The following is a 23,430-nucleotide window of genomic DNA, read 5'->3' on the forward strand; positions in this document are numbered from 1 at the left end:
CTCAGCAGCACCCGGCCCCGGGCAACGTCCGCTTGTTGCGCGCCTCTTTGCTGCGCGCGGCGAGCAACTCGTCGGCGGGATAGCCGACTTCCTCCAGCGTGAGCCCGTGCGGCCGCACGACATGCACGGCGGAGTCCCGCACCCTCGCCTCGAGCACCTTGCCCGGCCACTCCACCGGCCGATGCCCGTCGCCCACGAACAGCATGGCCCCGACGAGCGAGCGCACCATGTTGTGGCAGAACGCGTCGGCCCGCACGGTCGCCTCGAGGATCCCGTCGTCCCGCCGCTCCCACCGCAGCTCCTGCAGCGTACGAATGGTCGTGGCACCCTCGCGCTTCTTGCAGTAGGCCGCGAAGTCGTGCTCGCCGATGAGCCTCTCGGCGGCGGCGTTCATGGCGTCGAGGTCCAACTCCCAGTCGTGCCACAGCACATGACCGCGCAGCAGCGGATCGACACCACCAGGATGATCGGTCACGCGATAGGCGTACCGCCGCCACACGGCCGAGAACCGAGCATTGAACCCGGCAGGCGCCTCAGCGACCTTCCACACCCTCACATCGTGCGGCAGGCGCCCGGCGAGCCGCCGCAGCAGCTTCTCCCGGTGCTCGGCCCACACGCTCTCCGGCAGATCGACGTGGGCGACCTGCCCCCGCGCGTGCACGCCGCTGTCGGTCCGCCCCGCGACGGTCAGCTCGTACGTCTCCTGCGACCGCGTCACAGTCCGCAGCGCGTCCTCGATCTCGCCCTGGACGGTCCGCTGCCCCTCGCGCTGCTTGGCCCAGCCGGAGAAGTCCTTGCCGTCGTAGCTCAGGTCGAGCCGTACCCGGACGAACCCGGGCTCCACTTCCTCACTCACACACAGATCCTCTCAGGAACGCGAAAGCGGGTCCGCCCCAAGGGGCGGACCCGCTCACGAAGGCTCAGCCTCAGGCGTCCTTGGACTCCCCGGCCGGGGCCTCGACAGCCTCGTCGGACTTGGCCTCGACGGCCTCGTCCTTCTTCAGGGCGTCTTCCTTGACGGCACGCTTGGTGGCCGCCTCGGCCTCACCGGTGGCCTCCTGGGCCACGGTCAGGGCCTCCACCAGCTCGATGATCGCCATGGGCGCGTTGTCGCCACGACGGTTACCGATCTTGGTGATACGGGTGTAGCCACCCGGGCGGTTCTCGTAGCGCGGGCCGATCTCCGCGAAGAGCGTGTGAACGATGCTCTTGTCGGTGATGACGGACAGCACCTGGCGGCGGTTGTGAAGGTCACCCTTCTTCGCCTTGGTGACCAGACGCTCCGCGTACGGACGCAGGCGACGGGCCTTCGCCTCGGTGGTGGTGATGCGACCGTGCTCGAAGAGCTGCTTGGCGAGGTTCGCCAGCAGGAGCTTCTCGTGCGCGGCGCTGCCGCCCAGACGGGCACCCTTGGTGGGCTTCGGCATGGTGTTTCTCCTTGATGTCTGCCCCGGCCGTATCAGGTACCGAGGTCAGTGGCCGCGCCCCGATAGGGGCGCGGGGAACTGCGCGACCAGCCACAACGGACGCGCAGCCAAAATCCGTCCTAAGCGCGGAGCGCCTAGTACTGCTCGGTCTCGACGAACCCGGCGTCCGCGTCGTCGTCGGCGCCGAAGGCGTCCGCGGCGGCGGTCGGGTCGAAGCCGGGGGGCGAGTCCTTCAGCGCAAGACCCATGCCGTTCAGCTTCATCTTGACCTCGTCGATCGACTTCGCACCGAAGTTGCGGATGTCGAGCAGGTCAGCCTCGGAGCGGGCCACGAGCTCACCCACGGAGTGGATGCCCTCGCGCTTGAGGCAGTTGTACGACCGAACGGTGAGCTCGAGCTCCTCGATCGGCAGCGCCAGATCGGCGGCAAGGGCGGCGTCCGTCGGGGACGGGCCCATGTCGATGCCCTCGGCGTCGATGTTCAGCTCGCGGGCGAGACCGAACAGCTCGACCAGCGTCTTACCGGCAGACGCCATGGCGTCACGCGGACGCATGGCCTGCTTGGTCTCGACGTCGACGATCAGCTTGTCGAAGTCGGTGCGCTGCTCGACACGCGTGGCCTCGACCTTGTACGTGACCTTCAGAACCGGCGAGTAGATGGAGTCGACCGGAATACGACCGATCTCCTGGCCCACCTGCTTGTTCTGCACGGCGGAGACGTAGCCGCGACCGCGCTCGACGGTCAGCTCCATCTCCAGCTTGCCCTTGCCGTTGAGCGTGGCGAGGACGAGGTCGGGGTTGTGCACCTCGACACCGGCCGGCGGGGCGATGTCGGCGGCGGTGACCAGACCCGGACCCTGCTTGCGCAGGTACATCACGACGGGCTCGTCGTGCTCCGAGGAGACGACCAGCTGCTTGATGTTGAGGATGAGGTCGGTGACGTCTTCCTTGACGCCCGGCACGGTGGTGAACTCGTGCAGGACACCGTCGATCCGGATGCTGGTGACAGCCGCACCGGGGATCGAGGAGAGAAGGGTCCGACGCAGGGAGTTGCCGAGGGTGTAACCGAAGCCCGGCTCCAGCGGCTCGATCACGAACCGGGAGCGGAATTCGTCGACGACCTCTTCGGTCAACGAGGGACGCTGAGCGATCAGCATGAAGTGATTCCTTCAGTCAGGGGCACCCACTATTTGATGCCCTGATTCGTTACAAGGGTACGGGCGATACGGCTCCGAAGAGCCGTACCGCCCGAATCCTCAAGTCAAGCGACGTACGAACGTCGGACGCAGAGCGTCAGACGCGGCGACGCTTGGGCGGACGGCAGCCGTTGTGCGGCGTGGGCGTCACGTCCTGGATCGAGCCGACCTCGAGGCCGGTCGCCTGCAGGGAGCGGATGGCGGTCTCACGACCGGAACCCGGGCCCTTGACGAAGACGTCGACCTTGCGCATGCCGTGCTCCTGGGCGCGACGGGCAGCCGACTCGGCGGCCATCTGCGCGGCGAACGGCGTGGACTTGCGCGAGCCCTTGAAGCCGACGTGGCCGGCGGAGGCCCAGGAGATCACGTTGCCGGTCGGGTCCGTGATGGACACGATCGTGTTGTTGAACGTGCTCTTGATGTGAGCGTGCCCGTGGGCGACGTTCTTCTTTTCCTTGCGGCGCACCTTCTTGGCAGCGCCCTGACGACCCTTGGGGGGCATCTTTAACTCCTACGGGAGGTGGTCGGTCCTGCAGCGTCAGCTGTCGATAGACCGCTGAGCGAGGACTACTTCTTGCCCGGCTTCTTCTTACCGGCGATGGCGCGACGCGGGCCCTTGCGGGTGCGGGCGTTCGTGCTGGTGCGCTGACCGCGGACGGGCAGGCCACGACGGTGGCGAAGACCCTGGTAGCAACCGATCTCGACCTTGCGGCGGATGTCGGCCTGGATCTCGCGACGGAGGTCACCCTCGGTCTTGATGTTCGCGTCCACGTACTCGCGGATCTTGACGAGGTCTTCCTCGGTCAGGTCGCGAACACGGGTGTTGCGGTCCACCTCGGTGGCGTCCAGCGTCTGCTGGGACAGCGTGCGGCCGATGCCGAACACGTAGGTGAGGGCGACCTCGATGCGCTTGTCGCGCGGGAGGTCAACGCCTTCAACGCGTGCCATTCATGGCTCCTGTTGATTCTTCGGAGGTCTTCAGCAGAACCACTCCCAGGTGCCGTACTAGGTACATCCTGGGTCCCCGGCCTCCGACCGGGGGTGTCGCCCTCCATGACCGATGGAACACCGGCGGAACTGAAGAGGGACGGGTCCTGCGTATGTGCTTACTTGCGTCGCGCGAAAATCTGCGAACTGCAGTCGTGCGTCAGCCCTGGCGCTGCTTGTGGCGCGGGTTGTCGCAGATGATCATGACCCGGCCGTGACGGCGGATCACCCTGCACTTGTCGCAGATCTTCTTGACGCTCGGCTTGACCTTCATTGGGTGAGGTTCTCCGGGTCAGTGCCACCACCCCGCGGGAGCGGGATGCGGGCAAGATCTACTTGTACCGGTAGACGATCCGGCCACGCGTCAGGTCGTACGGAGACAGCTCCACCACGACCCGGTCGTCAGGGAGGATGCGGATGTAGTGCATGCGCATCTTGCCGCTGATGTGTGCCAGGACCTGGTGGCCGTTCTGGAGCTCCACCTTGAACATGGCGTTCGGAAGAGACTCGACGACAGTGCCTTCGATCTCGATGGCACCTTGCTTCTTGGCCACGCTTCGCCCTTCGAATCGACTACCTTGATCGACTCCGTTCTCCGCATGGAGACACACGGATGCACGAGAGCCGACGCGTCAGTCTACGTCAGTGCACCCGGAAAGACGAATCGAGGAAGTTTGCCCCACGAAGAAGATCCTTAAGCAAGCGCAACACGCCCCGCGCCGCTCCCGCTGTGGGCAGGCGTTCCGCACCGCGGAACGGGTGGGCACAGCCCGAAGCTACCGAGCGCCGATCAACAATCCCCCGCCCCGACGCAGCCGCCCTACCTCAGCCCAGCGGATCCGCAGCGACAGCAACCCCGTACTCCGCCAGCTTCGCCTTGCCGCAGTCAGGGGAGGTCAGCACAATCGGCCCCTCCTCCGTCAACGCCACGGAGTGCTCCCAGTGCGACGACCAGGTCCCGTCCGTCGTGATGACGGTCCAGTCGTCCTCCAGGACCTCCGTACGCGGCGTCCCCAGCGAAACCATCGGCTCGATGGCGAGGCAGAACCCGGGCACCAGCTTCGGCCCCTTGCCCCGCCGCCGCTCGACGTAGTTCAGCAGATGCGGATCCATGTGCATCTCGGTGCCGATCCCGTGCCCGCCGTAGTCCTCGACGATCCCGTACTTCCCGCCACCCGGCTTCGGCTGCCGACGGATGTACGTCTCGATGGCCCGGGAGATGTCGACGAGCCGGTTGCCCTGCTTCATGGCCGCGATACCGGCCCACATCGACTCCTCGGTCACCCGGGAGAGCTCGACCAGCTCCGGAGCGTGACCGGTGCCCACGAACGCGGTGTACGCCGCGTCGCCGTGCCAGCCGTCGATGATCGCGCCCGCGTCGATGGAGATGATGTCGCCGTCCTTCAGGACGGTCTTGTCGTCCGGGATGCCGTGCACGACGACCTCGTTGACCGAGGTGCAGATCGTGGCGGGAAAGCCGCCGTACCCGAGGAAGTTGGACTTCGCGCCGTGCTCCGCGATCACCTTGCGGGCGACCTCGTCCAGGTCCTTGGTGGTGGCACCGGGCACCGCGGCCTCACGGGTCGCGGCGTGGATCGCGGCGACGACCAGGCCCGCCTCACGCATCTTCGCGATCTGCTCGGGGGTCTTGATCTGCACCATGGGACTTCCGCTCTCCGTCATCCGTCGAAACGACTACGTACACGCATGCGTCGGGTACGTAGACAACAGTACGGCCGCGGTCCCCCAACGGGGGCACCGCGGCCGAAACAGCGTAATGGTTACTTGTCGCCCTTGAGGGCGTCCATCGCGCGCTTGGTGACCTCGTCCACCTTGCCGAGCGCCGAGATCGTGACGACCAGGCCCTGAGCCTTGTAGTGGTCGATGATCGGCTCGGTCTCGCGGTGGTACACGTCGAGCCGCTTGCGCACGGTCTCCTCCTTGTCGTCCCCGCGCTGGTACAGCTCGCCGCCGCAGACGTCGCAGACGCCCTCGGCCTTCGGCTTGCTGTACGTCACGTGGAAGACGTGGCTGGAGTCGTTGCGGCAGATGCGACGGCCCGCGATGCGCTTGACGACCTCGTCCTCAGGGACCTCCAGGTCCAGGACGGCGTCGAGCTTCTGACCGTCCGCCTTCAGCGCCTCGTCCAGCGCCTCGGCCTGCGACACGTTCCGCGGGAAGCCGTCGAGCAGGAAGCCGCCCTCGGCATCCGGCTGCGCCATGCGGTCCTTCGCCATGCCGATGGTCACCTCGTCGGGGACGAGGTTGCCGGCGTCCATGAACGCCTTCGCCTGCTTGCCCAGCTCCGTGCCCTGGCTGATGTTGGCACGGAAGAGGTCGCCCGTGGAGATGTGCGGGATCGACAGGTTCTTGGCAAGGAACGCGGCCTGCGTTCCCTTGCCCGCACCGGGCGGCCCGACGAGGACGATTCGCATCAGCGGAGGAACCCTTCGTAATTGCGCTGCTGGAGCTGGCTCTCGATCTGCTTCACGGTTTCCAGACCCACACCCACGATGATGAGGATGCTCGTCCCGCCGAACGGGAAGTTCTGGTTGGCCCCGAAGCCCACCAACGCCATCGTCGGCACGAGAGCGATCAGACCCAGATACAGCGAACCCGGCCAGGTGATCCGGTTGAGTACGTAACTCAGATACTCAGCGGTCGGTCGGCCAGCCCGGATGCCCGGGATGAAGCCACCATACTTCTTCATGTTGTCCGCGACTTCCTCGGGGTTGAAGGAGATCGCGACGTAGAAGAAGGCGAAGAAGACGATCAGAACGAAGTACGTGGCGATGTAAATCGGGTGGTCACCCTTGGTCAGGTTCGCCTCGATCCACTGCTTCCATCCCGAGTTGCCACCCGCGAACTGGGCGACCAGCGCCGGAATGTAGAGCAGCGAAGAGGCGAAGATCACAGGGATGATGCCCGCCTGATTGACCTTCAGGGGGATGTACGTCGACGTACCCCCGTAGGAACGGCGGCCGATCATGCGCTTCGCGTACTGGACCGGGATGCGCCGCTGCGCCTGCTCGACGAAGACCACCAGGCCGACCATGACGAGACCGACGAGGATGACGGTTCCGAACTCGATCCAGCCGTCCGCGAGGTCACCCTGCTCCTTGATGGCCCACAGGGCGCTCGGGAAGGTGGCGGCGATCGAGATGAACATCAGGATGGACATGCCGTTGCCGATGCCGCGGTCGGTGATGAGCTCACCGAGCCACATCACACAGGCCGTACCGGCGGTCATCGTGATGACCATCGTGATGGTGACGAAGATCGACTGGTCGGGGACGATCTCACTGGCGACGGGGCAGCCCTGGAAGAGGGTGCCGGTGCGGGCGGTGGCCACCAGGCCGGTGCCCTGAAGGATCGCGAGCGCGATGGTCAGATAGCGCGTGTACTGCGTGATCTTCGCCGTGCCTGCCTGGCCCTCCTTCTTGAGGGCCTCGAGCCGCGGGATCACCACGGTCAGCAGCTGCAGGATGATGCTCGCCGTGATGTACGGCATGATGCCGAGCGCGAAGATCGTGATCTGCAGCAGTGCGCCACCGCTGAACATGTTGACGAGACCGAACAGGCCCTGGTTCGCATTGGCGTTGTCGATGCAGAGCTGGACGTTCTTGTAGTCGACACCGGGAATCGGCACATTCGTGCCCACCCGATAGATCACGATGATGCCGAGCGTGAAGAGCAGCTTCTTGCGCAGGTCGGGCGTCTTGAACGCCCGGGCGAACGCGGTGAGCACGGTGCCTCCTGCGACCCCCGCGCGCGTGCGCCAGAGGTGGTGGTCTGAGGTTCGACGAATACGTATCAGTCAAGAAAACCGTGCGGGCAGACCGCACGGAGCTTAGACAGTGCACGCCACCTTACCGGCGACCGTGCCCCCCTTGGAACGACCAACCGGGGATGCCCCTTTTGTGGGGCATCCCCGGTTGGGAATCGTTCATGTCATCGACACGTCTGAAGGATCAGACGAGCTCGGTGACGGTACCGCCGGCGGCGGTGATCTTCTCCTTGGCGGAGCCGGAGACGGCGTCGACCGTCACCTGCAGCGCCACGGAGACCTCGCCCTGGCCGAGGACCTTGACAAGGCTGTTCTTGCGAACGGCACCCTTGGCGACGAGACCCTCGACGGTGACCTCGCCACCCTCCGGGTACAGCGCGCTCAGCTTGTCGAGGTTCACGACCTGGTACTCGGTCTTGAACGGGTTCTTGAAGCCCTTGAGCTTCGGGAGACGCATGTGGAGGGGCATCTGCCCACCCTCGAAGCGCTCCGGAACCTGGTAACGGGCCTTGGTGCCCTTGGTACCACGACCAGCGGTCTTACCCTTGGACGCCTCACCACGACCCACACGGGTCTTGGCGGTCTTGGCGCCCGGGGCGGGCCGGAGGTTGTGGACCTTCAGCGGGTTCTGCTCCGCCATGTCAGTCGACCTCCTCAACCGTCACGAGGTGGCGGACGGTGTGCACCATGCCGCGGAACTCGGGGCGGTCCTCCTTGACGACCTGCGTGTTGATGCCCTTGAGACCAAGGGAGCGCAGGGTGTCGCGGTGGTTCTGCTTGCTGCCGATGTACGACTTCGTCTGCGTGATCTTGAGCTGTGCCATTACGCACCCGCTCCCGCACGCGCACGAAGGAGAGCCGCGGGGGCGACGTCCTCGAGGGGCAGACCACGGCGAGCCGCGATCTCCTCGGGACGCTGCAGGCCCTTGAGGGCCGCCACGGTCGCGTGCACGATGTTGATCGCGTTGTCGGAGCCCAGGGACTTCGACAGGATGTCGTGAACGCCGGCGCACTCGAGCACCGCACGCACCGGGCCACCGGCGATAACACCGGTACCGGGGGAAGCAGGCTTCAGCAGGACGACGCCCGCGGCCTTCTCACCCTGGATGGGGTGCGGGATGGTGCCCTGGATACGGGGGACCTTGAAGAAGTGCTTCTTGGCCTCCTCAACACCCTTGGCGATGGCGGCCGGCACCTCCTTGGCCTTGCCGTAACCGACACCCACGGTGCCGTCACCGTCGCCCACCACGACCAGCGCGGTGAAGCTGAAGCGACGACCACCCTTCACAACCTTGGCGACGCGGTTGATCGCGACAACGCGCTCAACGTACGCGGTCTTCTCGGCGGCAGCAGCGCCACCGTCGCGACCCTTCCGGTCCCGCCGCTCGCCGCCACCGGCACCGCCACCGCGGCGCTGGGGTCCAGCCATTGGAATTACCTCTCTCTGTTTCCGCTAGCTACGGAACCGACTCAGAACTTGAGTCCGGCTTCGCGGGCGGCGTCCGCCAGGGCGGCGATGCGCCCGGCGTACTGGTTACCACCACGGTCGAACACGACAGCCTCGACACCGGCGGCCTTGGCGCGCTCGGCGACCAGGGCGCCGACCGACTTGGCCTGCGCGGACTTGTCGCCCTCGGCGCCGCGGATCGTGGTGTCCAGGGTCGAAGCCGACGCCAGGGTGTGACCCTTGATGTCGTCGATGACCTGGGCCACGATGTGGCGGTTGGAGCGCGTCACGACCAGGCGCGGACGCTCAGCCGTACCCGAGATGTGCTTACGGATGCGGATGTGACGACGCTTGATGGCAGCACGCTTGTAAGCGTCGCCCTTAGCAATCTTGACACCGTATGCCATGGCTTACTTACCCGCCTTTCCGACCTTGCGGCGGATGACTTCGCCTTCGTACTTGACGCCCTTGGCCTTGTACGGGTCGGGCTTGCGCAGCTTGCGGATGTTGGCCGCAACCTCGCCGACCTTCTGCTTGTCGATGCCCTCGACCGAGAAACGGGTCGCGGACTCCACCTTGAAGGTGATGCCCTCGGGGGCCTCGACCAGGATCGGGTGGCTGTAGCCCAGCGAGAACTCCAGGTTGGAGCCCTTCGCGAGGACGCGGTAACCGACACCGCTGATTTCGAGCTTCTTCACGTAACCCTGGGTCACGCCGGTGATCATGTTCGCCACCAGCGTGCGGGACAGGCCGTGCAGGGCCTTGTTCTGACGCTCGTCGTTCGGGCGGGTGACGTTCAGGACGCCGTCCTCACCCTTAGCGATCTCGATCGGCGCGACGACGGTGTGCGTGAGGGAACCCTTGGGGCCCTTCACCGCGACCGTACGGCCGTCGATGGTGACGTCCACGCCGGCGGGAACCGTGATGGGGAGCTTGCCAATACGCGACATTAGCTATTCCTCCGTTCCCGACTACCAGACGTAGGCGAGGACTTCCCCACCTACGCCCTTCTTGCCTGCCTGCTGGCCGGTCAGGAGACCGTGCGACGTGGAGATGATCGCCACGCCGAGGCCGCCGAGGACCTTCGGCAGGTTGGTGGACTTCGCGTAAACCCGGAGACCGGGCTTGGAGATCCGCTTGATGCCCGCGATGGAGCGCTCACGGTTCGGGCCGAACTTCAGCTCGAGAACGAGGTTCTTGCCGACCTCGGCGTCCTCGACCTTCCAGCCCGTGATGAAGCCCTCCTGCTGGAGGATCTCCGCGATGTGCGACTTGATCTTGCTGTGCGGCATCGCCACGGTGTCGTGGTACGCCGAGTTCGCGTTACGCAGACGAGTCAGCATGTCCGCGATCGGATCAGTCATGGTCATGAATTGGCCTTCGGCCTCTCTCGCCGGGGTTTCCTATCTGCGCCATCCCTCTCCCCACTCAGAGGCGGGACGGGTGCGGCGCGGGGACCTACGGCGTAGTAAGTCGTACGGGGCGGCGGGCGCCCAACCACACAAGCCTAAGCCATGTGCGGCCGGGCCCCTGCCGACCCATTGCTTACCGAGAGCCTCCGGTAATCCCTCAAGTCCTCAGGACAGAAGGGAATTACCAGGAGCTCTTGGTCACGCCCGGCAGCTCGCCACGGTGAGCCATCTCACGAAGGCACACGCGGCACAGGCCGAACTTGCGGTACACGGAGTGCGGGCGGCCGCAGCGCTGGCAGCGGGTGTACGCACGCACACCGAACTTGGGCTTACGAGCAGCCTTGGCAATCAGAGCCTTCTTCGCCATCTCGCTTACGCCTCCTTGAACGGGAAGCCGAGGTGACGAAGGAGCGCACGGCCCTCAGCGTCGTTGGTCGCCGTGGTGACCACGGTGATGTCCATACCCCGGACGCGGTCGATCTTGTCCTGGTCGATCTCGTGGAACATGACCTGCTCGGTGAGACCGAAGGTGTAGTTGCCACGGCCGTCGAACTGCTTGGGGGACAGACCACGGAAGTCGCGGATGCGCGGCAGCGCGAGCGACAGGGTGCGGTCCAGGAACTCCCACATGCGGTCGCCACGGAGCGTGACGTGGCAGCCGATCGGCTGACCCTCGCGCAGCTTGAACTGCGCGATGGACTTCCGGGCCTTCGTCACGGCCGGCTTCTGACCGGTGATCGTGGTCAGGTCGCGGATGGCGCCGTCGATCAGCTTCGAGTCACGGGCGGCGTCGCCGACACCCATGTTGACCACGATCTTGACCAGACCGGGGATCTGCATGACGTTCTCGTACGAGAACTCCTCACGCAGCTTGCCCGCGATCTCCTCGCGGTACTTCGTCTTGAGACGCGGAGTGGTGGTGGTCGTCATCAGATGTCCTCACCCGTCCGCTTGGCAACGCGGATCTTGTTGCCCTCGTCGTCGAAGCGGTAACCGACACGCGTGACAACCTTGTTGCCGTCCTTCTCCACGACCAGCTGGACGTTGGAGACGTGGACGGGGGCCTCGGTGGTCACGATGCCGCCGGCCTGCGAGCCGCTGGCGGTCGGGCCGGCCTTCGTGTGCTTCTTGACCCGGTTGACACCCTCGACCAGGACGCGCTCGTCGCGCGGGTAAGCGGCAATGACCTTGCCCTGCTTGCCCTTGTCCTTACCGGTGATGACCTGGACCAGGTCGCCCTTCTTGATCTTCATGCTTACAGCACCTCCGGCGCGAGCGAGATGATCTTCATGAACTTCTTCTCGCGCAGCTCACGGCCGACGGGGCCGAAGATACGGGTGCCGCGAGGGTCGCCGTCGTTCTTCAGAATGACGGCGGCGTTCTCGTCGAAGCGGATGTACGAGCCGTCCGGACGGCGGCGCTCCTTGACGGTGCGAACGATGACCGCCTTGACGACGTCACCCTTCTTCACGTTGCCACCGGGGATCGCGTCCTTGACGGTGGCGACGATGACGTCACCGATACCCGCGTAGCGGCGACCCGAGCCACCGAGAACACGGATGGTGAGGATTTCCTTCGCACCCGTGTTGTCGGCGACGCGAAGTCGCGACTCCTGCTGGATCACGTCTATCTCCTGTTTGTCTGCCGGTTCCCGGCAGGGGCTCTCCTCCTACACGCGGTACGAGGTGGGCCCCTGCCGAGCCTGGCGGAACGAACTCTGAGGGATACCCCTCAGAGAATTACTTGGCCTTCTCGAGGATCTCGACGATGCGCCAGCGCTTGGTCGCCGACAGCGGACGCGTCTCCATCAGGAGGACGCGGTCGCCGACGCCGGCAGCGTTCTGCTCGTCGTGCGCCTTGAGCTTGTTCGTACGGCGGATGACCTTGCCGTACAGCGCGTGCTTGACGCGGTCCTCGACAGCGACGACGACGGTCTTGTCCATCTTGTCGCTGACGACCAGGCCCTCACGGGTCTTGCGGAAGCCGCGCTCGGTCTTCGTCTCAGTCACGTTGCTCTCGCTCATCAGGCGCTCTCCACCGTCTCGATGCCCAGCTCGCGCTCACGCATCAGGGTGTAGATCCGCGCGATGTCCTTACGGACGGCCTTGAGCCGGCCGTGGTTCTCGAGCTGACCGGTCGCCGCCTGGAAGCGGAGGTTGAACAGCTCTTCCTTGGCCTCGCGGAGCTTGTTGACAAGCTCCTCGTTGCCCAGTTCGCGCAGCTCGGACGCCTTGGTTCCCGCCGACATCACGCTTCACCTGCCTCGCGCTTAACGATCTTGCACTTCATCGGCAGCTTGTGCGCTGCACGAGTCAGCGCCTCACGCGCGATCTTCTCGTTGGGGTACGACAGCTCGAACATCACGCGTCCGGGCTTGACGTTGGCGACCCACCACTCCGGCGAACCCTTACCGGAACCCATGCGGGTCTCGGCAGGCTTCTTGGTGAGGGGGCGGTCCGGGTAGATGTTGATCCAGACCTTGCCGCCACGCTTGATGTGACGCGTCATGGCGATACGAGCGGCCTCGATCTGACGGTTCGTCACGTACGCCGGGGTCAGCGCCTGGATGCCGTACTCGCCGAACGCAACCTGCGTGCCACCCTTGGACATACCGCTGCGCTTCGGGTGGTGCTGCTTGCGGTGCTTGACCCTACGGGGGATCAGCATTTCGGTCAGGCCTCCGTTCCGGTGCTCTCGGCAGCCGGAGCGGCAGCGGCGGGAGCGTCGGCCTTGGGGGCCTCGGCAGTCTGCTGCTGGCCCTGGGCCCCCTGCTGCTGCGGCTTGCGACCGCGGCCGCCACGCTCGCCACCGCGGCCACCACGGGCCGGGCGGTCGTTGCCACCACGGGCCGGGCGGTTGCCGGCGCGGGCAGCGGCGTTCTCGGCGCGGACCTCGGCGATGTTCTTGACGTCGCCCTTGTAGATCCAGACCTTCACGCCGATGCGGCCGAAGGTCGTCTTGGCCTCGAAGAAGCCGTAGTCCACGTTGGCGCGGAGCGTGTGCAGGGGCACACGGCCCTCGCGGTAGAACTCCGAACGGGACATCTCGGCGCCGCCGAGACGACCGCCACACTGGATCTTGATGCCCTTGGCGCCCGCCTTCATCGCCGACTGCATGCTCTTACGCATGGCGCGACGGAAGGAGACGCGGGAGGACAGCTGCTCCGCGACGGCCTGGGCCACGAGCTGAGCGTCGACCTCGGGGTTCTTGACCTCGAGGATGTTCAGCTGGACCTGCTTGCCCGTGAGCTTCTCGAGGTCACCGCGGATGCGGTCGGCCTCGGCGCCACGACGGCCGATGACGATGCCGGGACGAGCGGTGTGGATGTCCACACGCACGCGGTCACGGGTGCGCTCGATCTCAACCTTCGAGATGCCGGCGCGCTCCATGCCGGACGTCATCATCCGACGGATGGCGACGTCTTCCTTGACGTAGTCCTTGTACAGCTTGTCGGCGTACCAACGCGACTTGAAGTCGGTCGTGACACCGAGCCGGAACCCGTGCGGGTTTACCTTCTGGCCCATTACCGGGTTCCTTCCTTGCTGCTGACGACCACGGTGATGTGGCTGGTCCGCTTACGGATCCGGTAGGCACGGCCCTGGGCACGCGGACGGAACCGCTTCAGGGTCGGGCCCTCATCCACGTACGCCTCGCTGATGAACAGCGAAGAGGCGTCAGAGTGGTCGTAGTTGTGCGCGGCGTTGGCAATGGCGCTGTCCAGCACCTTGCCGACCGGCACGCTCGCGGCCTGCGGGGCGAAACGCAGGACCGCCTGAGCCTCCGTGGCATCCATGCCACGGATGAGGTCCACCACGCGGCGGGCCTTCATGGGCGTGACGCGGATGTACCGCGCCTGGGCCCTGGCTTCCATGGTTGTCCCTTCGGTGTTAGTCATAGTCGTTCCACCCCGCTTAGCGGCGCTTCGACTTCCGGTCGTCCTTGACGTGGCCGCGGAAGGTGCGAGTCGGCGAGAACTCGCCGAGCTTGTGGCCGACCATCGACTCGGTGACGAACACCGGGATGTGGGTCTTGCCGTTGTGCACCGCGATCGTGTGACCCAGCATGCTGGGAATGATCATCGAGCGCCGGGACCAGGTCTTGATGACGTTCTTGGTGCCTGCTTCGTTCTGGGCGTCCACCTTCTTCACGAGGTGGTCGTCGACGAAGGGCCCCTTCTTGAGACTGCGCGGCATCTAAACCCGCTCCTAGCGCTTCTTGTTCGACTTGCGGCGGCGGACGATGTACTTGTTGCTCGCCTTGTTGCGATCACGAGTACGACCCTCCTTCTTGCCCCACGGCGAGACCGGGTGGCGACCACCGGAGGTCTTGCCTTCACCACCACCGTGCGGGTGGTCAACCGGGTTCATGACGACACCACGCACGGTCGGGCGGACGCCCTTCCAGCGCATGCGGCCGGCCTTGCCCCAGTTGATGTTCGACTGCTCGGCGTTGCCGACCTCGCCGATGGTGGCGCGGCAGCGCACGTCGACGAGACGGATCTCGCCGGACGGCATACGAAGGTGCGCCATGGCGCCTTCCTTCGCGAGCAGCTGCACGGAGGCACCCGCGGAACGGGCGAACTTCGCGCCGCCGCCGGGCCGCAGCTCGATGGCGTGGATGGTCGTACCGACCGGGATGTTGCGCAGCGCCATGTTGTTGCCGGGCTTGATGTCGGCACCGGGGCCGCTCTCAATCCGGTCACCCTGCTGCGTGCCGCGCGGGGCGAGGATGTAGCGCTTCTCGCCGTCCGCGTAGTGCAGCAGCGCGATGCGCGCGGTGCGGTTGGGGTCGTACTCGATGTGCGCGACCTTGGCCGGCACGCCGTCCTTGTCGTGACGACGGAAGTCGATCACGCGGTAGGCGCGCTTGTGTCCGCCACCCTGGTGGCGAACCGTGATCCGACCGGCGTTGTTACGGCCGCCCTTGCTGTGCAGCGGGCGGACCAGCGACTTCTCCGGCGTGGACCGCGTTACCTCGACGAAGTCGGCAACGCTGGAGCCACGACGGCCCGGCGTAGTCGGCTTGTACTTGCGGATTCCCATTTCTCAGTCCTCGTCCGATATTCGGACCAGGGCGCTCCGTTAGGAGGCCTGGCCGAAGATGTCGATACGGTCGCCCTCAGCAAGGGTCACGATGGCGCGCTTGGTGTCGGCACGCTTGCCGAAACCGGTGCGCGTACGCTTCCGCTTGCCCTGACGGTTGATCGTGTTGACGCCGGTGACCTTGACCGAGAAGACCGCCTCGACGGCCTGCTTGATCTGGGTCTTGTTGGCGCCCGGGGCCACGATGAACGTGTACTTGCCCTCGTCGAGCAGCGCGTACGACTTCTCGGAGACGACCGGCTTGACGAGGACGTCGCGCGGGTCCGAGAAGGACTTGCTCAGCGGGGTGGGCTCAACGGCGATCTTGCCCTCGGTCGCGATGCGCTTCGCCTTGGCGACGCGCGCGGCCTTGGCGGCCTTCGCAGCCTTGGACGCGATGCTCTGGTGACGGATGGCCATCAGGCTTCGCTCCCTTCGGTGTCAGTGGCCTTCGGGCCGGACACGAAGGACTCGAACGCGGCCTTGGTGAAGACCACGTCGTCCGAGACGAGCACGTCGTACGTGTTCAGCTGGCCCGGCTCCAGGATGTGGACCTGGGGCAGGTTACGGGCGGAGAGCAGCGAGGCCTCGTCCGAGCGCTCGATGACCAGGAGCACGTTCTTGCGCTCGCTGACCTTGCCGAGCAGGCTCTTGGCGGCCTTCGTGGAGATCTCGCCCTCGACCACGCCGGAGACGACGTGGATGCGGGAGTTGCGGGCCCGGTCGGTGAGGGCACCGCGCAGGGCGGCGGCCTTCATCTTCTTCGGGGTCCGCTGCGAGTAGTCGCGCGGCACGGGGCCGTGGACGACGCCACCGCCGGCGAACTGCGGCGCACGGGTCGAACCCTGGCGCGCGCGGCCGGTGCCCTTCTGGCGGTAAGGCTTCTTGCCACCACCACGGACTTCGCCGCGGGTCTTGGTCTTGTGCGTGCCCTGACGGGCCGCGGCCAGCTGCGCGACGACGACCTGGTGGATCAGCGGGATGCTGACCTTGGCGTCGAAGATCTCCGCGGGGAGCTCGACCGTCCCGGTCTTGTCGCCTGCCGGCGAAAGGATGTCAATGGTGCTCATGGGTTACCTCAGGCCCCCTTGGCCGCGGTACGGACCAGGACGAGGCCGCCGTTCGGACCAGGAACCGCGCCCTTGATGAGCAGCAGGCCCTTCTCCGCGTCAACGGCGTGGACGGTCAGGTTCTGGGTGGTGACCCGCTCGTTGCCCATGCGACCCGCCATGCGCATGCCCTTGAAGACACGGCCGGGGGTGGCACAGCCACCGATGGAACCGGGCTTGCGGTGCACGCGGTGGGCACCGTGGGAGGCCTTGCCACCGTGGAAGTTGTGACGCTTCATCACACCGGCGAAGCCCTTGCCCTTGCTCTTGCCGGTGACGTCGACCTTGATACCGGCCTCGAACGTCTCGGCAGTCAGCTCCTGGCCGAGGGTGTACTCGCTGGCGTCAGCGGTACGGATCTCGACGAGGTGGCGACGGGGGGTCACGTCGGCCTTGGCGAAGTGGCCCTTGAGGGGCTTGTTCACCTTGCGCGGGTCGATCTCGCCGAAGGCGATCTGGACCGACTCGTAGCCGTCGCTGTCATTCGTACGGACCTGGGTAACGACGCAGGGTCCGGCCTTGACCACGGTCACCGGGACGACACGGTTGTTCTCGTCCCAGACCTGGGTCATGCCGAGCTTCTCGCCCAGGATGCCCTTGATCTGCTTGGTCATCTCTCTCGCGCCCTTCAGAGCTTGATCTCGATGTCAACGCCGGCCGGAAGGTCCAGGCGCATCAGCGAGTCAACGGTCTTGGGCGTCGGGTCGAGGATGTCGATCAGGCGCTTGTGCGTGCGCATCTCGAAGTGCTCGCGCGAGTCCTTGTACTTGTGCGGCGACTTGATGACGCAGTACACGTTCTTCTCAGTGGGCAGCGGCACCGGGCCCGCGACCGACGCACCAGTACGCGTCACCGTCTCGACGATCTTCTTCGCCGAGGAGTCGATGACCTCGTGGTCGTAGGCCTTGAGCCGGATGCGGATCTTCTGTCCCGCCATGGCTACTTAGTAGTCCTTCGTCTCGAACGCTCTGGCCCCCGGGAGGCCCTTTTTTCTACTTCCTCCGACCCACGCGGTCGGGCGTGTCGCAGTCCCGCTCACACAGATCTCCCGAAGGATTTCCCTGCTAGGGGCTGCGGCCCTCGATGACCGCGGGTCCGGGGGAAGAAACCCACCGGGCGCCTGGCCGAGCCACCGCACTGCACTTCCCGAAAGATTCCCGTACGTCCGCCACAGCGCTGCCTGCGGGCTTTTTACGACCGTTTGGCAGATGGGGCGACGAGTACTGTGGGACTCGCTTCCGGTCCTCCCGGCGGGAGGCGCACAGCATCGGCACTCAACCGAGCAACCTGAACAGTGTGCCATACGTGGGATGCCGAAGGCCAATCGGGGCGAACTGTCAAGCTGCCACGACCTAGATCGCGTACGCAAAGAGCCCCGCCCACCCGGAGGTGAACGGGGCTCTTCGCTGCGCTCAGTTCAGAGCGACCGGGTCTCCCCGATCTTCAAGCAAGCGAACTTACTTGTTGATCTTGGTGACCTGGCCGGCGCCGACGGTCCGGCCACCCTCACGGATGGCGAACTTCAGGCCCTCTTCCATGGCGACGGGCTGGATGAGCTCAACGGTCATCTCAGTGTTGTCACCCGGCATGACCATCTCGGTGCCCTCGGGGAGGGTCACGACGCCGGTCACGTCCGTGGTGCGGAAGTAGAACTGCGGGCGGTAGTTGTTGAAGAACGGGGTGTGACGGCCACCCTCGTCCTTCGACAGGATGTAGGCCTGGGCCTCGAACTCGGTGTGCGGCGTGACCGAACCGGGCTTGATGATGACCTGGCCGCGCTCGACGTCCTCGCGCTTGATGCCACGGAGGAGCAGACCGACGTTCTCACCGGCCTGACCCTCGTCGAGCAGCTTGCGGAACATCTCGATGCCGGTGACCGTGGTGGTGGTCTTCTCGGTCTTGATGCCGATGATGTCGACGGTCTCGTTGACCTTGAGGATGCCGCGCTCGATACGACCGGTGACGACGGTGCCACGACCGGTGATCGTGAAGACGTCCTCGATCGGCATGAGGAACGGCTTGTCGACGTCGCGCTCCGGCTCCGGGATCGACTCGTCGACGGCGTTCATCAGGTTCAGGACCGACTGGCCCCACTCCTTGTCGCCCTCGAGCGCCTTGAGCGCCGAGACCTTGACGACCGGAACGTCGTCGCCCGGGAACTCGTACTCGGAGAGGAGCTCACGGACCTCGAGCTCGACGAGCTCCAGGATCTCCTCGTCGTCCACCATGTCGGCCTTGTTCAGGGCGACGACGATGTACGGAACGCCGACCTGGCGGGCCAGGAGCACGTGCTCCTTGGTCTGCGGCATCGGGCCGTCGGTGGCGGCGACCACGAGGATGGCGCCGTCCATCTGCGCGGCACCCGTGATCATGTTCTTGATGTAGTCCGCGTGACCGGGGCAGTCGACGTGGGCGTAGTGACGCGTCTCCGTCTGGTACTCGACGTGCGCGATGGAGATCGTGATACCGCGCTGGCGCTCTTCGGGAGCCTTGTCGATCTGGTCGAAGGCCGAGGCCTCGTTCAGCTCGGGGTACGCGTCGTGCAGCACCTTGGTAATGGCGGCCGTGAGGGTCGTCTTACCGTGGTCAATGTGACCGATGGTGCCGATGTTGACGTGCGGCTTAGTCCGCTCGAACTTCGCCTTCGCCACTGGGTCCTCCTGTGGAGTGGTTCTGTACGCCTTGCTTCATCGGCGCCAGGTGATCTTTGCTGGGAAGCCAGCCGCCGGGATTCTTTCCTTGCGGGGTCGAACCCCGGCGGATGGTGTCAAGCCTAAAGCGTGAACTCGGGTGAGTTACTCGCCCTTGGCCTTCGCGATGATCTCCTCGGCGACGTTCCGCGGAACCTCGGCGTAGGAGTCGAACTGCATTGAGTAGCTTGCGCGACCCGACGTCTTGCTGCGGAGGTCTCCGACGTAGCCGAACATCTCCGAGAGGGGCACGAGGCCCTTCACGACGCGAGCGCCGCTGCGCTCCTCCATGGCCTGGATCTGGCCACGGCGGGAGTTGATGTCACCGATGACATCGCCCATGTAGTCCTCGGGCGTGGTGACCTCGACGGCCATCATCGGCTCGAGCAGCACGGGGCTGGCCTTGCGCGCGGCCTCCTTGAAGGCCTGCGAACCGGCGATCTTGAAGGCGAGCTCGGAGGAGTCGACCTCGTGGTAGGCGCCGTCGATGAGCGTGACGCGGACGCCCGTCATCTCGTAGCCGGCCAGGATGCCGAACTGCATGGCCTCCTGAGCACCCGCGTCCACCGAGGGGATGTACTCCTTGGGGATGCGGCCACCGGTGACCTTGTTCACGAACTCGTACGACGCGTCGCCGCCCTCGATGGGCTCGATGGCGATCTGCACCTTCGCGAACTGACCGGTACCACCGGTCTGCTTCTTGTGGGTGTAGTCGACGCGCTCGACGGCCTTGCGGATCGTCTCGCGGTACGCCACCTGCGGCTTGCCGACGTTCGCCTCGACGCGGAACTCGCGCTTCATGCGGTCGACGAGCACCTCGAGGTGAAGCTCGCCCATACCACCGATGATGGTCTGGCCGGTCTCCTCGTCCGAGTGGACCTGGAAGGAGGGGTCCTCCTCCGAGAGGCGCTGGATGGCGACACCCAGCTTCTCCTGGTCGCCCTTGGACTTCGGCTCGATGGCGACCTGGATGACCGGCGCCGGGAAGTCCATGGACTCCAGGATCACCGGCTGCTTGTCGTCACAGAGCGTCTCACCCGTGGTGGTCTGCTTCAGACCCATGACGGCGACGATGTCACCGGCGCCCACCGACTCGATCTCCTCACGCTTGTTCGCGTGCATGCGGTAGATCTTGCCGATGCGCTCCTTCTTGCCCTTGACGGAGTTCAGCACCGCGGTGCCGGAGTCCAGGCGACCGGAGTAGATCCGGACGAAGGTGAGCTTGCCGAGGTGCGGGTCGCTCGCGATCTTGAACGCGAGGGCCGACAGCGGCTCGTCGTCGGACGGCTTGCGCTTGACGACCGTCTCCGGGTCCTTCACGTCGTGGCCCTCGATGGCCTCGACGTCCAGGGGGGACGGCAGGTAGCGCACGACCGCGTCGAGCAGGGGCTGGACGCCCTTGTTCTTGAACGCGGTACCGCAGAAGACGGGGGTGACGGTGGTGTCGCCGCCCTTGCCGGAGGCGATGGTGATGCGACGGATCGCCGCGTACAGCTGCTCCTCGGAGGGCTCCTGGCCCTCGAGGTACAGCTCCATCATCTCTTCGTCGTTCTCCGCGACGGCCTCGAGCAGCTTGCCGCGGTACTCCTCGGCAGCCTCGGTGTGCGTGTCGGGGATGTCGACGATGTCGTAGGCCTCGCCCATCTTGGTCTCGGCGGACCAGACGAAGGCCTTCATCGTGACGAGGTCGACGACACCCTTGAAGTCAGCCTCTGCACCGATGGGCAGCTGCATGACCAGCGGGGTCGCACCGAGGCGGTCGACGATCATGTCGACGCAGCGGTGGAACTCGGCACCCGTACGGTCGAGCTTGTTGACGAAGCAGATGCGCGGGACGCCGTAGCGGTCCGCCTGACGCCACACGGTCTCGGACTGGGGCTCAACGCCGGCGACGCCGTCGAACACCGTCACGGCACCGTCGAGCACGCGGAGCGAACGCTCCACCTCGACGGTGAAGTCGACGTGGCCCGGGGTGTCGATGATGTTGATGGTGTGGTCGACGTCGTTCAGCGGCCAGTGACAGGTGGTGGCAGCAGAGGTGATCGTGATGCCACGCTCCTGCTCCTGCTCCATCCAGTCCATCGTGGCGGCGCCGTCGTGGACCTCACCGATCTTGTACGACACACCGGTGTAGAACAGGATCCGCTCGGTGGTCGTCGTCTTGCCCGCGTCGATGTGGGCCATGATGCCGATGTTGCGCACCTTGGCCAGGTCAAGTGAAGTGGTAGCCATGTCGGCTCAGTCTTCTCTCGGTCTCGATGTGGGTAGCGACTACCAGCGGTAGTGCGCGAAGGCCTTGTTGGACTCGGCCATCTTGTGGGTGTCCTCGCGCTTCTTCACAGCGGCACCGAGGCCGTTGGAGGCGTCGAGGAGCTCGTTGAGCAGACGCTCGGTCATGGTCTTCTCGCGACGGGCGCGGGAGTAACCCACCAGCCAGCGCAGGGCCAGCGTGTTGGCACGACCGGGCTTGACCTCGATCGGAACCTGGTAGGTCGCACCACCGACGCGGCGGGACTTGACCTCGAGGGTCGGCTTGATGTTCTCAAGCGCGCGCTTCAGCGTGATGACCGGGTCGTTGCCGGTCTTCTCGCGCAGGCCCTCCATGGCGCCGTACACGATGCGCTCGGCGGTGGAGCGCTTGCCGTTCAGCAGCACCTTGTTGATGAGGGAGGTCACCAGAGGAGAACCGTAGACCGGGTCGATGATGACCGGGCGCTTCGGGGCGGGGCCCTTACGAGGCATTCTTACTTCTCCTTCTTGGCGCCGTAGCGGCTGCGGGCCTGCTTGCGGTTCTTGACACCCTGGGTGTCGAGGGAACCGCGGATGATCTTGTAGCGAACACCAGGCAGGTCCTTCACACGGCCACCACGCACGAGCACGATGGAGTGCTCCTGCAGGTTGTGTCCCTCACCCGGAATGTAGGCCGTGACCTCGATCCCGGAGGTCAGACGCACACGCGCGACCTTACGGAGGGCCGAGTTCGGCTTCTTCGGGGTGGTCGTGAACACACGCGTGCAGACGCCACGGCGCTGGGGCGAACCCTCGAGTGCGGGCGTCTTGTTCTTCTCGACCTTGTCCTGCCGGCCCTTGCGGACCAGCTGCTGGATCGTAGGCACTACTTCTCCGGTTTCTGTGTGCCGAATAGTAAAGCTAACCCGGAACTTCGCCGACCCACGCGGTCGGGTGTGTCGAATGCTGCAGACTCCCACCACAAGGCGGAAAGGGGCGCAGATTACGGTGGCCGTTCTCGGACTCACGATGCGGTTGAGGACACGCGCGCGAGCCCAGGCACACCCCAGGCACAAGGTCTGAGCGTACCTACCTCATCGGGTTCGGTCAAAACAAATGCGATGGGCCACGACACGCCGGGCTTTTCGCTCCCGACCCGACGTTTAATGTCATGCACACAGTCAGTACCTTGATCTGTCCGTTGAGTGACGATCAAGGAGGGCCCATGGCGGGAGCGCGCTTACCGGGCGGAGGGCTGGACGACCAGGTGCCCTTCCTCGCGAGGCTGGAGAGCGAGGACCGCTCCGCGTTGCTGGCCCTGGGGCACGAACTGCGCTTCGGGCCACGCGTCGTGCTCCTGCACGAACGCGAGCCGTCGTCCCACGTCCTGTTGATCGTGCAGGGCTGGTCCAAGGTGACCGCTGCCGCGCCCAACGGGTACGAGGCCCTGCTCGCCCTGCGGGGTCCCGGCGACATCATCGGGGAGTCCGCCGCGCTCACCGGCCGACCGCGGTCGGCGACCGTGACGGCTCTGGAGGAGGTCCTCGCCCTGGCGGTGGAGCGCGAGGCCTTCACCGACTTCCTGGCCCACTCCCCCGCCGTTTCGTTCGCTCTTCTGGGCCTCACGTCCGACCGCACCCGCGCCGCCGACCGGCGGCGCCTCGAGTTCGCCTCGATGAGCGTGCGGGAGCGGTTCGCCGTTCTGCTGCTCGACCTGGCCCGCACCCATGGGCGCCGTACCGACGAGGGCATCGAGCTCTCCGTGCCCCTGAGCAAGCAGGAGCTCGCGGGCTCCGTCGGCGCGTCCCGTGAAATGGTCCAGCGCCTCCTGAAGGAGCTGCGCACGCGCGAGGTGGTGGTGACCGGGCGCAGGGCGCTGCTGATCGTCCGACCGGACATCCTGCGCCGGATCGCACGCGCCGAACACCCGGACCTCTGACTCCTCTCGGCGTTCGGCGCCGACAGCGCGGTTCTGTGCACACGGTCACAGTTCCAGTGCGTCATCTGCCCTCACGGCCACGGTCCCGTCGTCGCCAAGCTGCTGCCTGACACGACTGCCCACTTG

Annotated in this window: 36 protein-coding genes; 1 reads left to right on the forward strand and 35 read right to left on the reverse strand. The window is 65.7% G+C overall.

Features of this window, described 5'->3' with window-relative positions; all coding sequences use genetic code 11:
* Nucleotide 1 precedes the first annotated feature (1 nt).
* The 35 genes from truA to rpsL all read right to left on the reverse strand — a co-directional run bounded on the left by truA (nt 2) and on the right by rpsL (nt 22,252).
* Nucleotides 2–856 carry a tRNA pseudouridine(38-40) synthase TruA gene (gene truA / locus AB0B50_RS18735; RefSeq protein ID WP_362332572.1) on the reverse strand — a complete coding sequence of 285 codons (855 nt, stop codon included), beginning with the start codon at nt 854–856 and terminating at the stop codon, nt 2–4.
* Between the two features lie 70 nt (nt 857–926).
* A complete protein-coding gene (gene rplQ / locus AB0B50_RS18740; protein ID WP_362332575.1) occupies nt 927–1,427 on the reverse strand; it encodes a 50S ribosomal protein L17 in 501 nt (166 codons plus the stop codon).
* Between the two features lie 134 nt (nt 1,428–1,561).
* The gene (locus AB0B50_RS18745) at nt 1,562–2,584 is read right to left on the reverse strand and encodes a DNA-directed RNA polymerase subunit alpha (protein ID WP_016645160.1); all 1,023 of its coding nucleotides are present in this window, start codon (nt 2,582–2,584) and stop codon (nt 1,562–1,564) included.
* A gap of 136 nt (nt 2,585–2,720) precedes the next feature.
* Nucleotides 2,721–3,125, reverse strand: coding sequence for a 30S ribosomal protein S11 (gene rpsK, locus AB0B50_RS18750; protein ID WP_003948617.1), 405 nt, complete (start codon nt 3,123–3,125; stop codon nt 2,721–2,723).
* Between the two features lie 65 nt (nt 3,126–3,190).
* Nucleotides 3,191–3,571, reverse strand: a complete 381-nt coding sequence (rpsM, locus tag AB0B50_RS18755; RefSeq protein ID WP_055698234.1) for a 30S ribosomal protein S13 — start codon at nt 3,569–3,571, stop codon at nt 3,191–3,193.
* A 199-nt stretch (nt 3,572–3,770) separates the two neighbouring features.
* Nucleotides 3,771–3,884, reverse strand: coding sequence for a 50S ribosomal protein L36 (gene rpmJ / locus AB0B50_RS18760; protein ID WP_003948619.1), 114 nt, complete (start codon nt 3,882–3,884; stop codon nt 3,771–3,773).
* 58 nt (nt 3,885–3,942) lie between these two features.
* Complete coding sequence (infA, locus tag AB0B50_RS18765; RefSeq protein ID WP_003948620.1) at nt 3,943–4,164, reverse strand: translation initiation factor IF-1; 222 nt, start codon at nt 4,162–4,164, stop codon at nt 3,943–3,945.
* 271 nt (nt 4,165–4,435) lie between these two features.
* Nucleotides 4,436–5,272 (reverse strand): type I methionyl aminopeptidase, encoded by an 837-nt coding sequence (gene map, locus AB0B50_RS18770; protein ID WP_362332579.1) that lies wholly within the window; start codon nt 5,270–5,272, stop codon nt 4,436–4,438.
* A 119-nt stretch (nt 5,273–5,391) separates the two neighbouring features.
* On the reverse strand, nt 5,392–6,045 hold the full coding sequence (locus AB0B50_RS18775; protein ID WP_362332582.1) for an adenylate kinase: 654 nt from the start codon (nt 6,043–6,045) through the stop codon (nt 5,392–5,394).
* A complete protein-coding gene (gene secY, locus AB0B50_RS18780; RefSeq protein ID WP_362332584.1) occupies nt 6,045–7,358 on the reverse strand; it encodes a preprotein translocase subunit SecY in 1,314 nt (437 codons plus the stop codon). Before secY ends, AB0B50_RS18775 begins: the two co-directional genes overlap by 1 nt.
* A 223-nt stretch (nt 7,359–7,581) precedes the next feature.
* On the reverse strand, nt 7,582–8,037 hold the full coding sequence (gene rplO, locus AB0B50_RS18785) for a 50S ribosomal protein L15 (protein WP_055698230.1): 456 nt from the start codon (nt 8,035–8,037) through the stop codon (nt 7,582–7,584).
* Nucleotide 8,038: 1 nt separating this feature from the next.
* Nucleotides 8,039–8,221: a 50S ribosomal protein L30 gene (rpmD, locus tag AB0B50_RS18790; protein WP_005481207.1), complete on the reverse strand. Its 183-nt coding sequence runs from the start codon at nt 8,219–8,221 to the stop codon at nt 8,039–8,041.
* Nucleotides 8,221–8,826 (reverse strand): 30S ribosomal protein S5, encoded by a 606-nt coding sequence (gene rpsE / locus AB0B50_RS18795; RefSeq protein ID WP_016645168.1) that lies wholly within the window; start codon nt 8,824–8,826, stop codon nt 8,221–8,223. Before rpsE ends, rpmD begins: the two co-directional genes overlap by 1 nt.
* 41 nt (nt 8,827–8,867) lie before the next feature.
* A complete protein-coding gene (gene rplR, locus AB0B50_RS18800) occupies nt 8,868–9,251 on the reverse strand; it encodes a 50S ribosomal protein L18 (protein WP_055553510.1) in 384 nt (127 codons plus the stop codon).
* A 3-nt stretch (nt 9,252–9,254) separates the two neighbouring features.
* Nucleotides 9,255–9,794, reverse strand: coding sequence for a 50S ribosomal protein L6 (gene rplF, locus AB0B50_RS18805; protein ID WP_055698229.1), 540 nt, complete (start codon nt 9,792–9,794; stop codon nt 9,255–9,257).
* Nucleotides 9,795–9,815: 21 nt separating this feature from the next.
* Nucleotides 9,816–10,214, reverse strand: a complete 399-nt coding sequence (rpsH, locus tag AB0B50_RS18810) for a 30S ribosomal protein S8 (RefSeq protein WP_018528360.1) — start codon at nt 10,212–10,214, stop codon at nt 9,816–9,818.
* 223 nt (nt 10,215–10,437) lie between these two features.
* Complete coding sequence (locus tag AB0B50_RS18815) at nt 10,438–10,623, reverse strand: type Z 30S ribosomal protein S14 (protein ID WP_003956452.1); 186 nt, start codon at nt 10,621–10,623, stop codon at nt 10,438–10,440.
* Between the two features lie 5 nt (nt 10,624–10,628).
* On the reverse strand, nt 10,629–11,186 hold the full coding sequence (gene rplE, locus AB0B50_RS18820) for a 50S ribosomal protein L5 (protein ID WP_062775145.1): 558 nt from the start codon (nt 11,184–11,186) through the stop codon (nt 10,629–10,631).
* Nucleotides 11,186–11,509, reverse strand: coding sequence for a 50S ribosomal protein L24 (rplX, locus tag AB0B50_RS18825; protein ID WP_016645174.1), 324 nt, complete (start codon nt 11,507–11,509; stop codon nt 11,186–11,188). The genes rplE and rplX overlap by 1 nt, the downstream gene beginning before the upstream one ends.
* Nucleotides 11,510–11,511: 2 nt before the next feature.
* Nucleotides 11,512–11,880 (reverse strand): 50S ribosomal protein L14, encoded by a 369-nt coding sequence (gene rplN / locus AB0B50_RS18830; RefSeq protein WP_003974257.1) that lies wholly within the window; start codon nt 11,878–11,880, stop codon nt 11,512–11,514.
* 115 nt (nt 11,881–11,995) lie between these two features.
* Nucleotides 11,996–12,280: a 30S ribosomal protein S17 gene (gene rpsQ, locus AB0B50_RS18835; RefSeq protein WP_362332589.1), complete on the reverse strand. Its 285-nt coding sequence runs from the start codon at nt 12,278–12,280 to the stop codon at nt 11,996–11,998.
* Nucleotides 12,280–12,504: a 50S ribosomal protein L29 gene (rpmC, locus tag AB0B50_RS18840; protein ID WP_006347226.1), complete on the reverse strand. Its 225-nt coding sequence runs from the start codon at nt 12,502–12,504 to the stop codon at nt 12,280–12,282. Before rpmC ends, rpsQ begins: the two co-directional genes overlap by 1 nt.
* Complete coding sequence (gene rplP / locus AB0B50_RS18845; RefSeq protein ID WP_059424836.1) at nt 12,504–12,923, reverse strand: 50S ribosomal protein L16; 420 nt, start codon at nt 12,921–12,923, stop codon at nt 12,504–12,506. Before rplP ends, rpmC begins: the two co-directional genes overlap by 1 nt.
* A gap of 5 nt (nt 12,924–12,928) precedes the next feature.
* Nucleotides 12,929–13,780, reverse strand: coding sequence for a 30S ribosomal protein S3 (rpsC, locus tag AB0B50_RS18850; RefSeq protein ID WP_362332593.1), 852 nt, complete (start codon nt 13,778–13,780; stop codon nt 12,929–12,931).
* Complete coding sequence (gene rplV / locus AB0B50_RS18855; RefSeq protein ID WP_058848120.1) at nt 13,780–14,127, reverse strand: 50S ribosomal protein L22; 348 nt, start codon at nt 14,125–14,127, stop codon at nt 13,780–13,782. Before rplV ends, rpsC begins: the two co-directional genes overlap by 1 nt.
* A 40-nt stretch (nt 14,128–14,167) precedes the next feature.
* Nucleotides 14,168–14,449, reverse strand: a complete 282-nt coding sequence (gene rpsS / locus AB0B50_RS18860) for a 30S ribosomal protein S19 (protein WP_030782571.1) — start codon at nt 14,447–14,449, stop codon at nt 14,168–14,170.
* Between the two features lie 12 nt (nt 14,450–14,461).
* Nucleotides 14,462–15,298 carry a 50S ribosomal protein L2 gene (gene rplB, locus AB0B50_RS18865; protein ID WP_055698225.1) on the reverse strand — a complete coding sequence of 279 codons (837 nt, stop codon included), beginning with the start codon at nt 15,296–15,298 and terminating at the stop codon, nt 14,462–14,464.
* 39 nt (nt 15,299–15,337) lie between these two features.
* Entirely contained in the window at nt 15,338–15,757 is a 420-nt protein-coding gene (gene rplW, locus AB0B50_RS18870) for a 50S ribosomal protein L23 (RefSeq protein WP_055564827.1), read from the reverse strand.
* On the reverse strand, nt 15,757–16,407 hold the full coding sequence (gene rplD, locus AB0B50_RS18875) for a 50S ribosomal protein L4 (RefSeq protein WP_362332598.1): 651 nt from the start codon (nt 16,405–16,407) through the stop codon (nt 15,757–15,759). Before rplD ends, rplW begins: the two co-directional genes overlap by 1 nt.
* 8 nt (nt 16,408–16,415) lie before the next feature.
* Nucleotides 16,416–17,060, reverse strand: coding sequence for a 50S ribosomal protein L3 (gene rplC, locus AB0B50_RS18880; protein WP_055698223.1), 645 nt, complete (start codon nt 17,058–17,060; stop codon nt 16,416–16,418).
* 14 nt (nt 17,061–17,074) lie between these two features.
* Nucleotides 17,075–17,383, reverse strand: a complete 309-nt coding sequence (gene rpsJ, locus AB0B50_RS18885; protein WP_003948644.1) for a 30S ribosomal protein S10 — start codon at nt 17,381–17,383, stop codon at nt 17,075–17,077.
* Nucleotides 17,384–17,903: 520 nt separating this feature from the next.
* A complete protein-coding gene (gene tuf / locus AB0B50_RS18890) occupies nt 17,904–19,097 on the reverse strand; it encodes an elongation factor Tu (protein WP_055698222.1) in 1,194 nt (397 codons plus the stop codon).
* A 144-nt stretch (nt 19,098–19,241) separates the two neighbouring features.
* The gene (fusA, locus tag AB0B50_RS18895) at nt 19,242–21,368 is read right to left on the reverse strand and encodes an elongation factor G (RefSeq protein WP_055698221.1); all 2,127 of its coding nucleotides are present in this window, start codon (nt 21,366–21,368) and stop codon (nt 19,242–19,244) included.
* A gap of 39 nt (nt 21,369–21,407) precedes the next feature.
* Complete coding sequence (gene rpsG, locus AB0B50_RS18900) at nt 21,408–21,878, reverse strand: 30S ribosomal protein S7 (protein WP_003974303.1); 471 nt, start codon at nt 21,876–21,878, stop codon at nt 21,408–21,410.
* Nucleotides 21,879–21,880: 2 nt separating this feature from the next.
* Complete coding sequence (rpsL, locus tag AB0B50_RS18905) at nt 21,881–22,252, reverse strand: 30S ribosomal protein S12 (protein ID WP_003948652.1); 372 nt, start codon at nt 22,250–22,252, stop codon at nt 21,881–21,883.
* Nucleotides 22,253–22,590: 338 nt separating this feature from the next.
* On the opposite strand from rpsL, the gene AB0B50_RS18910 reads away from it, so the two are divergent.
* On the forward strand, nt 22,591–23,304 hold the full coding sequence (locus tag AB0B50_RS18910) for a Crp/Fnr family transcriptional regulator (protein ID WP_362332602.1): 714 nt from the start codon (nt 22,591–22,593) through the stop codon (nt 23,302–23,304).
* Nucleotides 23,305–23,430 lie beyond the last annotated feature (126 nt).

The sequence above is a fragment of the Streptomyces sp. NPDC041068 genome, from assembly GCF_040647455.1.
Lineage (GTDB): Bacteria > Actinomycetota > Actinomycetes > Streptomycetales > Streptomycetaceae > Streptomyces.